Below are 16,409 nucleotides of genomic sequence, written 5' to 3' on the forward strand. Positions count from 1 at the left end.
TCGCGGACGGTCGGCTCACGGACGGTCGAGGAGGAGCACGGAGATGGCGTACTACCGGCAGCTGGGCAACATCCCGCCCAAGCGGCACACCCAGCACCGCACACCCGAAGGCGGGCTGTACTACGAGGAGCTGATGGGCGAGGAGGGGTTCTCCTCCGACTCGTCGCTGCTCTACCACCGGGGCATCCCCTCGGCTGTGGTCGACGCGGCCCCCTGGGAGCTGCCCGACCAGTCCACGGTGCCCAACCATCCCCTGCTCCCCCGCCACCTCAAGCTGCACGAGCTGTTCGCGGACCAGGAGTGGAAGTCCGCGGACGGCGTCGGCAGCCGGCGCCTGGTCCTCGGCAACGGCGACGTGCGGATCTCGTACGTCGCCGCCGGGGCCCCCAGCGAGCTCTACCGCAACGGGCTCGGCGACGAGTGCGTGTACGTGGAGTCCGGCTCGGGCACGGTCGAGACGGTCTTCGGCTCGATCGAGGTCGGCCAGGGCGACTACGTGATCATCCCGCGCGCCACCACCCACCGCTGGGTGCCCTCCGGGGACGAGCCGCTGCGCGCCTACTGCATCGAGGCGAACAGCCACATCACCCCGGTCAAGCGGTACCTGTCCAAGTACGGACAGCTGCTGGAGCACGCGCCGTACTGCGAGCGGGACTTCCGCGGACCGGTCGGGCCGCTCGTGGTCGACACCCCCGGGGACGTCGACGTACTGGTCAAGCATCGTGGCCCCAACGGGGTTTCGGGCACCCGCTACACCGTGCCGCACCACCCGTTCGACGTGGTCGGCTGGGACGGCTGCCTCTACCCGTACGCCTTCAACATCCGGGACTTCGAGCCGATCACCGGGCGGATCCACCAGCCTCCGCCGGCCCACCAGGTGTTCGAGGGCAACGGCTTCGTGATCTGCAACTTCGTTCCCCGCAAGGTGGATTACCACCCGCTGTCCGTCCCGGTGCCGTACTACCACGCCAACGTGGACAGCGACGAGGTCATGTTCTACTGCGGCGGCGACTACGCGGCCCGCAAGGGCTCCGGCATCGGCCAGGGCTCGATCTCGCTGCACCCGGGCGGGCACACCCACGGGCCGCAGCCGGGCGCGTACGAGCGCAGCATCGGCGTGGACTTCTTCGACGAGCTGGCGGTCATGGTGGACACCTTCCGCCCGCTGGAACTCGGCGAGGGCGGACGGGCGAGCGAGGACTCCAACTACGCCTGGACGTGGGCGGGTCGGGGGCCCGGGCGATGAGTTCCGGCACTCCCGCGTTCCCGCCCTCGGGGCCGTCCAGGGGCTCCTCCGAGGGTTCCTCCGAGGGCTCCTCCGAAGGTGCCTTCACCGTCCCGGAGCTGTTCCGGGGGCTCTTCGACGACGCGGCGGTGTTCCCGCCGGGGAACCTGCCGGTCGTCGAGGCGGTGCCCGCGCACCGCGCCCACCGTACGGCCTGGTACGCCGACGCGGTCGGCCCGTTCCTCTGCGGGGCGGGCCGGTTGGGCGAACTGGCCGCAGCGGTGGAGGGCACCGGGCCGCTCAGGGTCGGGCTCGTGCTGCCGGGGGGCAGCGCCGAGCTCGGGCCGGCGCTCGCCGCCGCCGCACCCTTCGAGCTCGCCGGGGTCGAACTGGCCACCCGGGACGCCGCCGAGGCGGTCGCCGAGCTGGACCGGCTGCTGCCCCCGGACGTCCCCGCCGCCGTCGAACTCCCGCGCGAACTCCTGCGCGGGGACGGACTGGACGAGACGCTGGACGTCCTGGTCGACAGCGCCTACCGGGCGAAGTTCCGCACCGGCGGGGTCGTCGCGGAGGCGTTCCCGGACGAGGACGAGCTGGCCGCCTTCCTCACCGGCTGCGCCCGGCGCGGCCTGCCGTACAAGTGCACGGCCGGGCTGCACAACGCCGTCCGGCACACCGATCCGGAGACCGGCTTCGAGCACCACGGCTTCCTCAACGTGCTGCTGGCCGCCCAGGAGACCGACCGGGCCGCGGCCGCCGAGGTGCTGGCCGAGCGCGACGGCGAGGTGCTGGCCAAGGCCGTCCGCGCCCTGAGCGGGCACCAGGTTACGGTGATCCGCAACTCGTTCACCGCGTTCGGCACCTGCAGCGTCGCCGAGCCCCTGGACGACCTGGCCGCGCTCGGCCTGCTGTCGCCCAGTCCACTTGTCCAGGAGGACCGTTGAGCACCCCCCGCAGCTGGCTCACCAGCGCCCAGGACTCGCCGTTCGGCGTGCACAACCTGCCGCACGGCGTCTTCACCGCGGCCGACCGGCCCGGGCAGCGCCGGATCGGTGTGCGCATCGGGGACTTCGTGCTGGACGCCGGGACGGCAGCCCGCGCAGCCGGCGCGCCGTCCGTGCTGCTGGACGCGGACTCGCTCAACCCGCTGATGGCGGCCGGGCGTTCGGTCTGGACGCAGGTGCGGGCCGACCTCACCACCTGGCTGACGGACGAGTCCTTCCGCGAGGTGCTGTCGCCGGCGCTGCTGCCGGCCGGCGAGGTCGAGCTGCACCTGCCGTTCGAGGTCGCGGACTACGTCGACTTCTACGCCTCCGAGCACCACGCCACCAACCTGGGCCGGATCTTCCGCCCGGGCTCGGAGCCGCTCACCCCCAACTGGAAGCACCTGCCGATCGGTTACCACGGCCGGGCGGGCACGGTCGTGGTGTCCGGCACCCCGGTGGTGCGTCCGCACGGACAGCGCAAGGCGCCCGCCGACGCCGCGCCGACCTTCGGGCCGTCGCGTCGGCTGGACATCGAGGCCGAGGTCGGCTTCGTCGTCGGCACGCCGTCCGAGCTGGGCCGGCCGGTCACGCTGGAGGACTTCCGCGAGCACGTGTTCGGCGTCTGCCTGGTCAACGACTGGTCGGCGCGCGACATCCAGGCCTGGGAGTACGTGCCGCTCGGGCCGTTCCTGGGCAAGTCCTTCGCGACCTCGGTCTCGCCGTGGATCGTGCCGCTGGACGCCCTTCAGCACGCCCGGGTCACCCCGCCGCAGCGCGACGTCGAACCGCTGCCGTACCTGGACGACCGCGGCGGCGAGCCGTGGGGCCTGGACCTGGCGATGGAGGTCCGGCTGAACGGGCACCTCGTCTCGCGACCGCCGTTCGCCGGGATGTACTGGACGGCGCAGCAGCAGCTGACCCACATGACCGTGAACGGCGCCTCGCTGCGCACCGGCGACCTGTTCGCCTCGGGCACGGTCAGCGGGCCGGAGCCGGACACCCGCGGCGCGCTGATCGAGCTGACCTGGAACGGCGAGGAGCCGCTCAAGCTTCCGGACGGGACGACCCGGACCTTCCTGGAGGACGACGACGAGGTCGTCATCACGGCGACGGCCCCGGGGCCGGACGGCGCGGTGATCGGGTTCGGCGAGGTCTCGGGGCGGGTGCGGGGCTGACGGGGCCGACTCGTCGCCGGGCGTCGACTGACGACCTACGGCTGACGGCTGGCGGCTGGCGGCTGGCGGCTGACAAGTAACGACTAACGGATGACAGCTGACAGATTTCATCATCTGAAATCCGTCAGCTGTCATCCGTCTTCCCACCACCCGTCGACGCCTACAGCCCCGCGCCGCCCGTGGCGTCGATGACCCGCCCGGTGACCCACCGTGCGTCGTCCGAGGCGAGGAACGCCACGATGTCGGCGATGTCCTCCGGCCGCCCCACGCGGCCGAGCGCGGCGAGCGACGCCGCGTACACCTCCGCCTCCGGGTTGCCGTGCAGCCAGCCGGCGTTGACGTCGGTGTCCACCACGCCTGGCGCGACCGAGTTGGCCGTGATCCCGCGCGGGCCGAGCTGCTTGGCGAGGTTGAGCGTGAAGGTGTCCAGCGCGCCCTTGGTGGCGCCGTAGGCGATGATCTCCGGCATCGCGAGCCGGGCGGCACCGCTGGAGATGTTGATGATCCGCCCGCCGTCCCGCAGGCGCTCCAGTCCGTGCTGCACGACGAAGAACGGCGCCCTGACGTTCACCGCGAACACCTCGTCGAAGTCCTCCTCGGTCAGCGTCGCGAGGTCCGAACTGCGGCCGATCCCCGCGTTGTTCACGATGATGTCGACCCCGCCGCCGTCCGCGTGCGCCCCGACTGTCGCGTCGAAGGCGGCCCACAGCGCGCCCGCGTCGCCGTGCCGTCCGAGCCGGCCGCGCAGCGCGAAGGCCCGCCCGCCGTCGGCCCGGATCCCCTCGACCACCTCCCGCGCCGCCGCCTCGGTGATCGCGGTCCCGCGATCACGGCCACCCACGCGCCCCGGTACGGTGGAGAGCGGAAGGCGAGATCACCGAGGGAACGGGAGCGGTTCCGATGGGCGCAGAGCTGGCGGAGGTCCGGACGGTCCTGGACGGAGACGGCGACGGCGGTCTCGGACGGATCGTGCTGAACCGCCCGCGGGCGCTCAACTCGCTCACCCACGGCATGATCACCACCATCCGCGCCACCCTGGACGACTGGATCGCCGACGACCGGGTGCGCGCCGTCGTGCTGACCGGCGCCGGTGAACGCGGACTGTGCGCGGGCGCGGACCTGCGCGCGATGCACGACGAGGTCAGGGCCGGCGGGGCCGGCACCCGCGCCTTCTTCCGCGACGAGTACCGGCTCAACGCCCTGATCGCCCGCTACCCGAAGCCCTTCGTGGCGCTGATGGACGGCATCACCATGGGCGGCGGCATCGGGCTGTCCGCCCACAGCGCCCTGCGGGTCGTCACCGAGCGTTCCACGATCGCGATGCCCGAGACCCGGATCGGCCTCGTCCCGGACGTCGGCGGCAGTCGCCTGCTCGCCCGTGCACCGGGCGAGTTGGGCACCCACCTCGGCCTGACCTCCGCCTCCATGGGCCCCGCTGACGCCCTGCTGTGCGGCTTCGCGGACCACTTCGTCCCGTCCGCGCGCCTCCCCGAACTGCTCGACGCCCTCGCCCGCAGCACCGACCCGGCCGCGACCGTCGCCGCCCACGCCGAGCCCGCGCCGCCCGCCGGACTCGCCGGACTCGCCGGACAGCGTGACTGGATCGACGCCTGCTACGCGGCCGACACCGTCGAGGAGATCGTCGACCGGCTGCTCAACTCCGGTGTGCCGGAGGCCAAGGAGTCCGCCGAGCTGGTGCTCGGGAACTCCCCCACCGCCGTCAAGGTCACCCTCGCCGCACTGCGCCGGGCCCGTACGCTGAGCTCGCTGGAGGCCGTGCTCGACCAGGAGTACCGGATCTCCTGCGCCGCGCTGGACGGCCACGACCTGGTCGAGGGCATCCGCGCCCAGGTGATCGACAAGGACCGCAGTCCGCAGTGGTCGCCGCGCACGCTGGGCGACGTGACGGAGGCCGATGTCGCGCGCTTCTTCGCCCCGCGCGAGGGTGACGAGCTGTCTCTGGCCTGACCGGACCCCGGCCGATCCCGAAGGCGCCGGAAGCGGCAGGGCCCCCGCCGCAGGGCGGGAACGGCGATCCACTGTTCCGGGTCCCGCTCGGCGAGCAGGTGGGCCGGCTGCTGCTGGAGGACCTGCCCGGCGGCCGCCGGCAGCCCGGTGACCGGCTCGTCGAGCGGCGCGTGGCGGCCGAGTTGAGCGTCAGCCGGGTGCCGGTCCGCGAGGCGCTGCGCTCGCTCCGGACGGGCCGGCTGCTCACCGCCGAACCCACCCGGGCGCCCGGGTGCGCGAGATCGGCCCGGCCGAACTGCGCGAGGTCCACCAGGTGCGGGCGGCGCCGGCGCGACGCCGGCAGACCGGTGCGGCGGTGGCCGACCAACCGGTGGCCGACCGGGAGCCGGCTGGTGACCGGCGTCTCGCATGTCAAGACTGGCGCGAGGCGGGGCGCGTCGTAGATCGTTGGGTGGTCAGGGCGCGCCCGCGCGGCGCCGAGCAGTGGAATGGCCGAGCAGCGGATTGGAAGTAACGGCGATGACCGAGACCGAGACCTACGAGACGATCCTGGTCGAGCGCAAGGGCCGGGTCGGGCTGATCACGCTCAACCGGCCCAAGGCGCTCAACGCGCTGAACACCCAGCTGATGAACGAGGTCGTGGCGGCCGCCACCGCCTTCGACCGGGACCCGGAGATCGGCTGTCTGGTGATCACCGGTTCGGAGAAGGCCTTCGCGGCCGGAGCCGACATCAAGGAGATGCAGGACAACCGGTTCCCGGACGTCTACCTGGACGACTGGCTGGGCCCGTGGGACCGCATCGGCGCGCTGCGCAAGCCGGTCGTCGCGGCGGTGGCCGGGTTCGCGCTGGGCGGCGGCTGCGAGCTGGCGATGATGTGCGACATCCTGCTGGCCGCGGACACCGCGAAGTTCGGGCAGCCGGAGATCAAGCTCGGCGTACTGCCGGGCATCGGCGGCTCGCAGCGGCTGACCCGGGCGATCGGCAAGGCGAAGGCGATGGACCTGTGCCTGACCGGCCGGATGATGGACGCCGAGGAGGCCGAGCGGGCCGGTCTGGTCGCCCGGATCGTCCCGGCCGACCAGCTGCTGACCGAGGCGCTGGCCACCGCCGAGACCGTCGCCGCGATGTCCACCCCGGCGGCGATCATGCTCAAGGAGAGCGTCAACCGCTCCTTCGAGACCACGCTGGCCGAGGGCGTCCGCTTCGAGCGCCGGCTGTTCCACTCGGTGTTCGCAACGGCGGACCAGAAGGAGGGCATGGCGGCGTTCGCCGAGAAGCGGGCGGCGAAGTTCGAGAACCGCTGACGGGCGAGGGATGACACCTGACAGCTGACAGCTGACGGATTTCAGATGATGAAATCTGTCGGCTGTTATCTGTTGGCCGTTATCCGTCCGCTGTCATCCGCTACCCGTCCCGTCAGCCGTTCCGCGCGCCGGCCCCCGCCCCCGCCCTCCCGTCAGCCCTCCTCCACGAGCACCGTGTTCAGCCGGGCCAACCCGCTCCGGGTGGCGGCCACCACGATGCGGTCGCCCGGGGCCAGCCGCCGGGTTCGGTCCGCGAAGCCCCACTGCAGGTGGCTGCTGCGGGCGAAGCGGGCGGCGATCACCCGCACGCCGCCCGGGTCCTCCAGATCGTGCCGGTTCAGGCCGATGAGGCCACTGCCGTCCTCCACCGTCAGCTCGGCGATCAGCAGCACGTGCCGGAACACCGACAGCGTGCCGCGCACCTCGCTGCCCATCAGGGCGGCGGCGAAGGCGGGCGCGGCCAGGTAGGAGACCGAGCGGGAGGCCGCGTTGTCCAGCGTCCGGTAGAAGTGGCCGGCGAAGTCGTCGTCGAACAGCCGGACCACCACCCGGACGTCGGGGTTGCCGTGGCGGGCCTCCAGTGCCGCCTCCAGGTTGGTGGCGTCGTCGCCGCTGAGCGCGATCACCGCCCGGCTGTGCTTCAGCCGGGCCCGGCGCAGCTGGTCCTCGAACGGCCCGTCGCCCAGTACGACGGGAATGCCGAGCGCCCGGACGGCGGCGATGCCGCGGGCCTGCGGGTCGCGCTCCACGCAGACCACCGGCACCCCCATCTCGTGCAGCTGAGTGGCGACCCGGGTGCCGACGTTGCCCAGTCCGACCACGATCACGTGGTCCCGGGTGCCCGCGCTCGGGTTGCGCGGCAGCCCGCGCCGCCCGGAGCCGAGCACCTCGACCGCGATGGCGGTGGCGACCGGTGCGAAGGTGATCCCACAGATGGTGATCACCACCTGGGCGACTCGTTGCCAGACCCCGCCCGTGCCGGTCCCGGCGGCGATGTCGGCCTGCTGGTCGGGCTGGGCGGCGCCGGCCAGGTCGAGCAGGGAGATGTAGACGGTCCAGCCGAAGTCCCGGTTGAGGTACCAGAGCACGGCGAAGGCCATCAGCACCGCGGCGAGCGCGATGAGCAGCACCACCCGCAGCCGGGCGCTGGTGAGGAAGCGCATGGTGTCGAGGACCCGCCAGCGCAGCCGCCGTACCCAGCTGATCGGTTCCCGGGGCTCCATCCGCAGCGCCTGCAGTGCCGCGATCCCGCCCGGCGCCACCTCCGGCTCTGACTCGGCCTCGGCCTCCGGCTCGGCAGCGGTCTCGACAGCGGGCTCGGATTCGGCAGCGGGCTCCGGCACCGGTGCGCGGCGCAGCCTGCCCGGCCGGACCGGTCCGTCGTCGCCGAACTCCCGGGCGAGCCGGACGAACTGGGCCGAGTCGCCCTCCTGCTCCGGGAGCAGGCGGATCTTGCTGAGGTCCTGCCGGTCGATGTGGTCGGCGACCACGCAGATCCGGTCCGCGGTGATGGCGTCGTCGAACGCGATGTGCAGGTAGCGGCCGTCGATCTCGACCGAGTTGGGCCGGCCCAGAGCGGCGGCGGCGAAGGCCGGGGCGGCGGTGGCGGAGCCGGAGAGCGCGGCGCCGTTCCTGAGCAGCCGTTCGATGTTCTCGCCCAGGCGCTGGTTGAACATCCGGAACACGATCCGGATGTCCGGGTTGTGACCCTGGGCGCTGAGCGCGGCGTGGATGTTCTCCTGGTCGCTGCCCTCGACCAGGGCGAGGCCGCGGGCGGTGTCGATGGACACCGCGCGCAGCGCCTCCTCGGTGACGTTCGGGTACTCGACCACGGCCGCGACGCCCGTGATCTGCTCGATCTGTGGCGCGTGGTCGCGGGTGCGGTCGGCGACCAGGACGACGACCGGGACTTCGTAGTGCTCGACGAGCTCCAGGACCAGCCGGTGGGCCAGTGCGTTGCCCCCGCAGACGACGTAGTGCTGGCTGATCGGCTCGACCGGAGGGGTCCCCCACCCTTCAGAAGTCATACCGCCGGATGGTATCGACGACAGGTGGCCGGAGGATGTCGTTCCGGCAGCCTGGGTGACTCGAACGGACGTACCCACCGTGCGGGCCGACGGCGGTACGAAGAGGCTTGGGTTCATTCTCCACCCCCGACCCGAGGAGTACGCCGCCGTGGCCCCTCCGATCATCACCCCCGAAGGCTCCCCGGTTCAGGGCCCGCTCGGCCTGCTCGCCAAGGCCGCCTGGCAGGTCCTGCTGGCCGCCGGCGTGGCCTCGCTCGGCCTCGGGATCGTCGTCTTCGTGTGGCCGCGCGAAACACTGCTGGTGGTGGGTGTGCTGTTCGGCCTCTACCTGCTGGTCATCGGCGTCGTGCAGCTGGTCGCCGCGTTCGGCACCCACGCCACCACCGCGCTGCGGGTGCTGGCCTTCATCAGCGGCGCGATCTGCGTGCTGCTCGGGCTGCTCTGCTTCCGCAGCGCGGCGCAGTCGCTGCTGCTGCTCGCCCTCTGGATCGGGATCGGCTGGTTGTTCCGCGGCATCACCCAGCTCGCCGCCGCGATCTCCGACCCACTGATGCCCGCCCGCGGCTGGCAGGCCTTCGCCGGCGTGGCCAACACCCTGGCCGGCGTGCTGCTGATGGTCTGGCCGGTCGGGTCGATCGCCGCGCTGACCGTGCTGGCCGGCTGCTGGCTGGTGATCCTCGGCGTGGTGGAGATCGTGACCGCCGTCCAGGTGCGCGGCCGGGCCAAGCAGATCCCGGCCGGGGTCTGACGCGGCGCCATCGCCGCGTCAGACCGTCACCGTCCGGGCCCTGCCCCCCTACTACGGCCGGGAGGCGTAGCCGAGCCGGAAGGTGGCGGCCTCCAGCCGTTCCGGTCCGAGACGTACGTCGGTCAGCCGCTCGGCGAGCGCGAAGGCCGCCTCGGTGTGCAGCGCCTGGCGCTCGCCGTCCGGCCGGAAGCCGCAGGCGGTCAGCAGCTCGACGGTGCCGGGGGCGTCGGCGTCCGAGCCGTGCCGCTGGTCGGGGAAGAGCGGCTCGAACTGCAGCCGGCAGGAGCCGTGCTCCCACCAGTTGAAGTGGTCCACCGCGTTGGCGTTCCGGAAGTGCGAGACCAGCCGGGTGCCCTCGGCGAGCCGGGGGATGACCTCGTGCAGGCTGCCGAGGTAGCCGTACGGCTCGACGGCGAGCGCCCAGCCGTCGAGCTCGGTGACGGCGACGAGCAGCCGGTCCTCGTCCAGGTCGAAGAGCGCCTCGGCCTCCTCGTCCTCCCCGTCGTCGAAGGTCTCCCACGCCGCGATCACCGCCTCCAGGCCGGTCACCTCCCGGCCGGTCAGGGCGTCGAAGCGGCGGAGCAGTTCGTCGGTGCCGATCCCCTGGACCTGGGTGAGGCAGTAGGCCTCGTCCAGGACTGGGTAGCGCTGGTCGAACCAGGTGTAGTCGGTGGCGTGTGCGGCGGTCATGCCCAGGATGCTGCCAGACCCTTCTGACACCGCCCGCCGCACCCCCGGCCGTCCTGGCCGCGCCGCGCCGGCCCGCCGCCACTCCGCCGCTGCCCGGTCCGCCGCCCCGTCCGCCGATCAGAGCCAGACCGGCGCGTCCGTCCCCCAGCGCCCGGGCGGGCGTGCCCAGTCGGCGGGCGCGCCGTCGTAGCCGATCGGCGGCCGGGCGTACCGCAGCCGTCCGTACGCGGAGTCGGTCTCGGTGAGCCAGTGCGCCGCTTCGTACGGCTCGGTGTCCGGGCCCGGCGCGGCCGTCGGCTCGGGCGGGATGCCGTGCAGCAGCCACGCGGCCGTGCCGGCCAGGGAGAAGCGCAGGTGGCGGCCGCCGGGGCGGTGGGTGCGCTGCTCGGTGAGGGCGCGCAGGACGGCGGCGGCGAGCAGGTAGCCGGTGCCGTGGTCGAGGGCCTGGGCGGGCAGCGCACCGGGGCGGCCGTCGGGCGACGCCTCGTGGGCGGCGATGCCGACGCCGGCCTGGACCAGGCTGTCGAAGCCGCGGCGCCCGGACCGCGGGCCGGTCCAGCCCCAGGCGCAGAGCTGGGCGAGGATCAGGTCGGGACGGCGGGCGAACAGCGCTTCGGGGGCCAGGCCGTGGGCGTCGAGCGAACCGGGGCGGTAGGCGCTGACGACCACGTCGGCGGTGTCGAGCAGGCTCTCGAAGGTGGCCCGGTCGGCCGGGTCGGCGAGGTCCAGACGGGTGGATCGCTTGCCGAAGCCGGTGTCGGTGTGGGCGTCGTCGGCCTCGGGGAGCCGGGGTGAGTCGATCCGCAGCACATCGGCGCCGAGCAGGGCGAGCGTGCGGGTGGCGACCGGTCCGGAGATCACCCGGCTGAGGTCGAGGACCCGGATCCCGGCGGCGGGCCGGTCCACCGGGGCCGCGGGAAGTGGCCGGACGGGCGCGGCACCGACTTCCCGGCACTCCATCAAGGGGTGCACGGCCTTGCTCACCGGCGTGACCGCCACGGCGAGCGCCCCCGCCTCGTACGCGCGCTCCTGGACCTGCTCGGCCGGCAGCTTGTCGAGCGCCTCGGCGAGCTGCTCGGGCCCGGCGTCGGAGGCGAGGCCGAGAACGGCGAGCAGCCGGGCGCGGTGGTGCGGGTAGTTGGCGTGGGTGCGGACCCAGCCGTCGGCGGTGCGCCAGAAGCCGGACAGCGGGGCGAAGCTGACGGGTTTGCGGCCGTCGACCTCCAGGTGCCGCTCGCTGACGAAGGAGGTGGCGACCGCGCCCTCGTCCACCCGCACCGCGGGAACCGGCCCGCCGCCGCGGTGCGCGGCGAGTTCGGCGGCGGCCAGCGAGCAGGCGGCCACGGTCGCGCGGGCCAGTCGGCGCACCGGCAGGCCGGAGGGCAGGCCGTCCTGCGGGCCGTGGAAGCTCACCCGGTCCAGCAGTTCGGCCGGTCCGCCGAGGGCGGCCCAGACGTCGGCGGTGGGGCGGTCGGCGGTGGGGCGGTCGGCGGTGGGGCGGTCGGCGGGGCCGGCGGTGGGCCGGGTCGCGGCCTCGGGCGGTGTCGGACGATCGATCATGGCGGCATTGTGCTCCGCATCCGGACCGCTCGCCGTGACGCGGGCCACCGCCCCGCCCCTTCCCGCGAGTTGCCCGCTGACCGGCCCCTGCGGCAGCAGGTCCGAGGGACCGTCCGGGCGGTTGCCGACCGACGGGTAGGGTGCGAAGGAGCGGCCGTCGCGGCCGGTGCACGGGGGCTGAGTGACAAGGGGGAAGCATGCACACGATCCGCCGTCTCGACCTGGGATACATCGTCCGGCCGGCCTCCGAGGTGGGCGGCCCCGAGCCGCGGGTGGAGCCGGTGCTCGCGTACCTCGTCCGGGGACCGCAGGGGCTGCTGCTGTTCGACACCGGGATCGGAGCGGGCTCGCCGGAGACCGAGGCGCACTACCGCCCCGTCCGCCGCCCGCTGCCCCAGGCGCTCGCCGCGGCCGGCGTCTCGGTCTCGGACATCGACCTGGTGGTCAACTGCCACCTGCACTTCGACCACTGTGGCGGCAACCCGCTGTTCGCCGGGACTCCCGTCCTCGTCCAGTCGAGCGAGCTGGCCACCGCCCGGCGCGGTGACTACACCATCGACGGCCTGGTCGACTTCCCCGGCGCCGTCCACCGCGAGCTCGACGGCGAGACCGAGATCTGGCCCGGCGTCCGGGTGCTGCCCACCCCCGGGCACACCGACGGCCACCAGTCGCTGCTGGTCGAACGACTGGGCGACTGCACCGTGCTGCTGGCCGGGCAGGCGTACGACTTCGCCACCGAGTACGGGCAGGCGCTGCTCGCCCGGCAGGCCGTCCGCGAGGGGGTGGCCGCGCCGCTCCCCGGCTACCGGGCCTGGCTGGACCGGGTGGCGGAGTACGCGCCGCGCCGGGTGCTCTTCGCGCACGACCACGCGGTCTGGGAGCCCGCCTGACGGACCGCTGGGCCGCAGGCCTTTCAGAGAACTCGGGAGGTCGGCGCGTTCGGAGGCCGTCAGAGGGCTCAGAAGGTGAAACGCAGCGCGCCCACCCGGTGGTCGAAGCTGGACGGGACGAGCACCGGCTCGCCGAGCGACCGCACCTCGGGCAGCCGGGTGAACAGTTCGCGGAACAGCGCAGTCATCTCCTGCCGGGCCAGGTACGCGCCGAGGCAGTAGTGCGGGCCGCCGCCGCCGTAGCCGAGGTGGGGGTTGGGGGTGCGGCTGATGTCGAAGGCCTCGGGGTTGGGGAACACCGTCTCGTCCCGGTTCGCCGAGCCGTAGTACAGCGCGACCTTCTCCCCCGCCCGCAGCAGCGGACCGCCCAGGCCGCCGAGTTCGTGGTCGACGGCGACGGTGCGGCGGAACTGGACGATCGGGGTGGCGTGGCGGACGATCTCGTCCACCGCGCCGTCGACCCGTCCGTCCAGGTCGGCGAGCAGCAGCGCGCGCTGCTCGGGGTGGGCGGTCAGCAGGTGGAGACCGTGGGCGAGCGCGTTGCGGGTGGTCTCGACCCCGGCGACCAGCAGCAGGCTGAAGAATGCGCCCAGCTCGCGGCCGGTCAGCCGGCGGCCGTCCACGTCGGCGGTGACCAGCGCGGAGATCAGGTCCTCGGCGGGCCGGCGGCGGCGCTCGCGGCCGATCGCGGCCACGATGCCCTGCATCCGGGCGAGTGCCGCCAGCCCGCGCCCGGGCACCCGGATCCGGCCGCGCGGCGTCCGGGCCACGCCGGTGCCCTCGGAGGTGCGGTTGACCAGGTCGAGGATGGTGCGGCGGGGCCCCTCGGGGATGCCCATCATGGAGCAGATCACCTGGAACGGGAGCTCGGCGGCCACCGTGCCGACGAAGTCCTCGGGCCGGTCGCGTTCGACCTCGTCCACCAGGGCGGCGGCGATCCGGCGGACGTCCTCCTCGATCCGGCCGAGCAGGCGCGGGGTGAAGGCCCGGGAGACGATCCGGCGCAGTTGGGAGTGCCGGGGGTCATCCAGGTTGACCATCGAGTCGCCGAACAGCAGCCGGACCCACCGGGGCGGTTCCGGGGTGGTCACGCCGGGGCCGGAGCGGAAGACGGCGGGGGTCCGGCTCGCCTCGACCACGTCGGCGTGCCGGACCAGGGCGTGGAAGCCCCGGCCGGTGGCGCGGTCGCCGAAGTAGACCGGGGCGGGGCGGCGGCGCAGCTCCGCGAAGGCCGCGGCGCGGTCGGGTGGCGGCAACCGCCAGAAGCGGGGGTCGGCGAGGTCCGGGGTGTCCGCGGCCGGGGCCGGGACCTCCGTCGGAGTGTTCATGGCCGCGCCTCCTGCTTCCGATCGGATCGTCTTGACACGTACGTTCTGTGCTGGAGTGTGCACATGTAGTGAGCGGAAGGCGCGCGTGTCAAGCCGGTTGGGCGACCGGGTGGAACCGTGCTAAAAGCCGTTGATCGGTCGACCTGACGGGCCGGGCATGGTCTCACGGGCCGGATCCGGCCATGACCGGAGGGTGCGGTCCGGCCGGGAGGCGGTGGGTGCGACGATGAGTGCCATCGTGATGACCGACCGGATCCGCCTGCTGCGCGCCGCGGTCTTCGCCGCGCTGTGCGTGGCGATGGCCGCCACGGCGCACGTCACCATGGCCGGGGCCGGAGTGTCGCCGCCCGTGCTGCTCGGCGCGTTCGGGGCCGTCCTCGGCCTGACCTGGTTGCTGGCCGGGAAGCGGCGCGGAATCGGTGTGATCGGCGTCTGGATGGTCGCGGCGCAGAGCGCGCTGCACCTGCTGTTCCAACAGGCCGGGACGGTCGGCCGCGGGGGCGCCGGTCTCGCCCGGTTCGCCGGCACGGACTGGGCCGCCCTGCTGCTCTGCAACCCGGACCGGGCCGGCGGCGGGATCTCGCCCGTCGAGCTGGCGCGGATGGCGGGCATCGACCCGGACGTCGCGCCGGCCGGCGGCAGCCTGCGGCCCATGGCGGGGATGCACCACGGGGCGGCGGGACCGGTCGACGGGACGGCCGTGGACATGGGCCTGTCGGGGGCGACGGGCATGCCGGGGATGACCGGAATGCCGGGCATGCCCCCGGGCGTGCCGCACCAGATGTCCGGCGGAATGTCCGGCCACATCTCCGGTCAGATGGCCGGCGGGATGTCCGGAGGGATGTCCGGCGGGATGTCGCACGGCATGTCGGCCGGGATGGCACTCGCCCACGTCGTGGCGGCGCTCGCCTGTGCGCTGTTGCTCTGGCGCGGTGACGCCGCGCTGGTCCGGGTCTTCGAGCTGCTGGCCGCGCTCGGGACGGTGGTCGCGGGGGCGCTGCTGCTCCCGCTGCTGGCACTGTTCGCCCGCCCCCTCGGGTACCGGCCACCTGCCTCGCCCCGGCCCGCCGACCGGTCGGCCCGGCCGCTTCGGTCGGTCCTGCTCACTCATGCCGTCGTCCGGCGGGGGCCGCCGGCGTTCGCGCCCGCCTGCTGACGCGCCCGCCGCGCTCCTCCCCGTCCGGCCGGACTCCGGCCGCCCCTGGGACCTCCGCGTCGGGCAGGTCGCCCTGCCGCGCCGCCGCGCGCCGCGCCCAGCGCCGTCACGTCCAGTGCCGTCGCACCTCGCGCCGCCGTGCCGCCGTGCCGTCAGGGCCCGGGCCGCTGTCCGCGTCCGCCGACCTCCTCCGCGGGAGGTGCGGTGTGCCGCGCGGTCGGCCCATGGACGCCTGCGGTGCCGCCGTGCGCGGCGCCGTTCCCAGCCTTCCTCTCGGGACCTTCCCATGCCTCACTTCGACGGCGCACCGGTTCGCACCGGCGCCACCGTCCTACCGCTCCGCGGTCTGCGGCCCCTCCGGCGCGTGACCGACCGGGGCGTCCACACCCAGCCGGGCCGGCAGCCCGGCCGTCCACGCCTCCGACGGACCGTCGGCGGTGACCGCCGACACCTGGTCGCGCAGCCGCTCGGCCCGTTCCAGCCACTCCCGGCAGCCGGTACAACGCGTCAGGTGCTTGTCCAGCCGGATGCCGGGCAGACCGCTCGGTTCGCCGTCGAGCCGGGCGGACAGAGCGGTACGGAACTGCGCGCATCTCATACGACCATCGTCCCGCACGGCTGCCGGGCCGGGACCGGACGGGTCACCTCCGGGGAAGCTCGCGAGATCGGGATCGTCAGGGTCGGAGGCCGCCGTGGATGACGACCAGCTCACGGCGCTCGCACTGACCGCCCGGTCGGGGCGGGCCGCCGACGTCGAGGCCTTCGTCCGGGCCACCCAGCGGGACGTCTGGCGCTTCGTCGCCCACCTGACCGACGTGCAGTCCGCCGACGACCTCGCCCAGGAGACCTTCCTGCGGGCGCTGCGCGGCCTCCCGGCCTTCGCCGGGCGCTCCTCGGCCCGCACCTGGCTGCTGTCGATCGCCCGGCGCACCGTGATCGACCGCTACCGGATGGCCGCCGCCCGGCCGCGTTGCGCGGCGCTGCCGGACTGGCAGGAGGCGGCGGAATGGCAGGGCGGCGCCCCGGCGGCCGGGTTCGAGGACGGAATCGCCCTCGGGGACCTGCTCGAACGGGTACCGGCGCAGCGGCGGGAAGCCTTCGTGCTGACCCAGGTGGTCGGCCTGAGCTACGCCGAGGCGGCCGAGGTCGCCGGATGCCCGGTCGGCACCGTCCGTTCCCGGGTCGCCCGGGCGCGCGAGGAGCTGATAGCGCGCCTGCGGGCGGCCGAGGCCGGGGAACTCGCGACGGCGTGCTGAGCACCGGGGGCCGGAGGACAGACGACGGCTGACGGCTGACGGCTGACGGCTGACGGCTAACAGATGACAGCGAACGGATAACAGATTTCGAAAGC

16 protein-coding genes are annotated in these 16,409 nt (G+C 73.9%); 10 read left to right on the forward strand and 6 right to left on the reverse strand.

All coding sequences use genetic code 11. The features are described from left to right. Positions 1–43 precede the first annotated feature (43 nt). The 3 genes from ACIRVF_RS08825 to fahA are packed head-to-tail and all read left to right on the forward strand — an operon-like array spanning position 44 to position 3,386. Complete coding sequence (locus tag ACIRVF_RS08825) at positions 44–1,246, forward strand: homogentisate 1,2-dioxygenase (protein ID WP_402815572.1); 1,203 nt, start codon at positions 44–46, stop codon at positions 1,244–1,246. Then, on the forward strand, positions 1,243–2,169 hold the full coding sequence (locus tag ACIRVF_RS08830; RefSeq protein WP_402815573.1) for a hypothetical protein: 927 nt from the start codon (positions 1,243–1,245) through the stop codon (positions 2,167–2,169). The genes ACIRVF_RS08825 and ACIRVF_RS08830 overlap by 4 nt, the downstream gene beginning before the upstream one ends. Further along, a complete protein-coding gene (gene fahA, locus ACIRVF_RS08835; RefSeq protein ID WP_402815574.1) occupies positions 2,166–3,386 on the forward strand; it encodes a fumarylacetoacetase in 1,221 nt (406 codons plus the stop codon). Before ACIRVF_RS08830 ends, fahA begins: the two co-directional genes overlap by 4 nt. 160 nt (positions 3,387–3,546) lie before the next feature. Here the strand turns inward: fahA and ACIRVF_RS08840 are convergent, their stop codons facing one another. Beyond that, the gene (locus tag ACIRVF_RS08840; RefSeq protein ID WP_402815575.1) at positions 3,547–4,227 is read right to left on the reverse strand and encodes an SDR family oxidoreductase; all 681 of its coding nucleotides are present in this window, start codon (positions 4,225–4,227) and stop codon (positions 3,547–3,549) included. Positions 4,228–4,286: 59 nt separating this feature from the next. On the opposite strand from ACIRVF_RS08840, the gene ACIRVF_RS08845 reads away from it, so the two are divergent. From ACIRVF_RS08845 to ACIRVF_RS08855, 3 genes are all read left to right on the forward strand, one after another. After that, positions 4,287–5,354: an enoyl-CoA hydratase/isomerase family protein gene (locus ACIRVF_RS08845; RefSeq protein ID WP_402815576.1), complete on the forward strand. Its 1,068-nt coding sequence runs from the start codon at positions 4,287–4,289 to the stop codon at positions 5,352–5,354. A 98-nt stretch (positions 5,355–5,452) separates the two neighbouring features. Next, complete coding sequence (locus tag ACIRVF_RS08850) at positions 5,453–5,797, forward strand: GntR family transcriptional regulator (RefSeq protein WP_402815577.1); 345 nt, start codon at positions 5,453–5,455, stop codon at positions 5,795–5,797. Positions 5,798–5,873: 76 nt separating this feature from the next. After that, positions 5,874–6,659: an enoyl-CoA hydratase gene (locus ACIRVF_RS08855; RefSeq protein WP_402815578.1), complete on the forward strand. Its 786-nt coding sequence runs from the start codon at positions 5,874–5,876 to the stop codon at positions 6,657–6,659. A gap of 152 nt (positions 6,660–6,811) precedes the next feature. On the opposite strand, the gene ACIRVF_RS08860 is transcribed toward ACIRVF_RS08855, so the two are convergent. Further along, positions 6,812–8,686, reverse strand: a complete 1,875-nt coding sequence (locus ACIRVF_RS08860) for an NAD-binding protein (protein ID WP_402815579.1) — start codon at positions 8,684–8,686, stop codon at positions 6,812–6,814. Between the two features lie 148 nt (positions 8,687–8,834). Between ACIRVF_RS08860 and ACIRVF_RS08865 the strand changes: the two genes are divergently transcribed. Then, positions 8,835–9,434 (forward strand): HdeD family acid-resistance protein, encoded by a 600-nt coding sequence (locus ACIRVF_RS08865; RefSeq protein WP_402815580.1) that lies wholly within the window; start codon positions 8,835–8,837, stop codon positions 9,432–9,434. 51 nt (positions 9,435–9,485) lie between these two features. Here the strand turns inward: ACIRVF_RS08865 and ACIRVF_RS08870 are convergent, their stop codons facing one another. Together ACIRVF_RS08870 and ACIRVF_RS08875 are read right to left on the reverse strand one after the other, a co-directional pair. Further along, positions 9,486–10,124: a DUF6461 domain-containing protein gene (locus ACIRVF_RS08870; protein ID WP_402815581.1), complete on the reverse strand. Its 639-nt coding sequence runs from the start codon at positions 10,122–10,124 to the stop codon at positions 9,486–9,488. 117 nt (positions 10,125–10,241) lie between these two features. After that, a complete protein-coding gene (locus ACIRVF_RS08875) occupies positions 10,242–11,684 on the reverse strand; it encodes a CoA transferase (RefSeq protein WP_402815582.1) in 1,443 nt (480 codons plus the stop codon). Between the two features lie 197 nt (positions 11,685–11,881). Between ACIRVF_RS08875 and ACIRVF_RS08880 the strand changes: the two genes are divergently transcribed. Continuing rightward, complete coding sequence (locus ACIRVF_RS08880; protein WP_402815583.1) at positions 11,882–12,574, forward strand: N-acyl homoserine lactonase family protein; 693 nt, start codon at positions 11,882–11,884, stop codon at positions 12,572–12,574. Positions 12,575–12,642: 68 nt separating this feature from the next. Here ACIRVF_RS08880 and ACIRVF_RS08885 read toward each other — a convergent pair whose 3' ends face one another. Then, the gene (locus ACIRVF_RS08885) at positions 12,643–13,902 is read right to left on the reverse strand and encodes a cytochrome P450 (protein WP_402815584.1); all 1,260 of its coding nucleotides are present in this window, start codon (positions 13,900–13,902) and stop codon (positions 12,643–12,645) included. 226 nt (positions 13,903–14,128) lie between these two features. Here ACIRVF_RS08885 and ACIRVF_RS08890 point away from each other — a divergent pair, with 226 nt between their 5' ends. After that, positions 14,129–15,058 (forward strand): hypothetical protein, encoded by a 930-nt coding sequence (locus tag ACIRVF_RS08890; RefSeq protein WP_402815585.1) that lies wholly within the window; start codon positions 14,129–14,131, stop codon positions 15,056–15,058. 331 nt (positions 15,059–15,389) lie between these two features. On the opposite strand, the gene ACIRVF_RS08895 is transcribed toward ACIRVF_RS08890, so the two are convergent. Further along, entirely contained in the window at positions 15,390–15,656 is a 267-nt protein-coding gene (locus tag ACIRVF_RS08895; protein ID WP_402815586.1) for a zf-HC2 domain-containing protein, read from the reverse strand. A gap of 94 nt (positions 15,657–15,750) precedes the next feature. Between ACIRVF_RS08895 and ACIRVF_RS08900 the strand changes: the two genes are divergently transcribed. Beyond that, positions 15,751–16,314: a sigma-70 family RNA polymerase sigma factor gene (locus tag ACIRVF_RS08900; RefSeq protein ID WP_402815587.1), complete on the forward strand. Its 564-nt coding sequence runs from the start codon at positions 15,751–15,753 to the stop codon at positions 16,312–16,314. The last annotated feature ends 95 nt before the right edge of the window (positions 16,315–16,409 follow it).

The organism is Kitasatospora sp. NPDC101157, from assembly GCF_044768255.1.
GTDB lineage: Bacteria > Actinomycetota > Actinomycetes > Streptomycetales > Streptomycetaceae > Kitasatospora.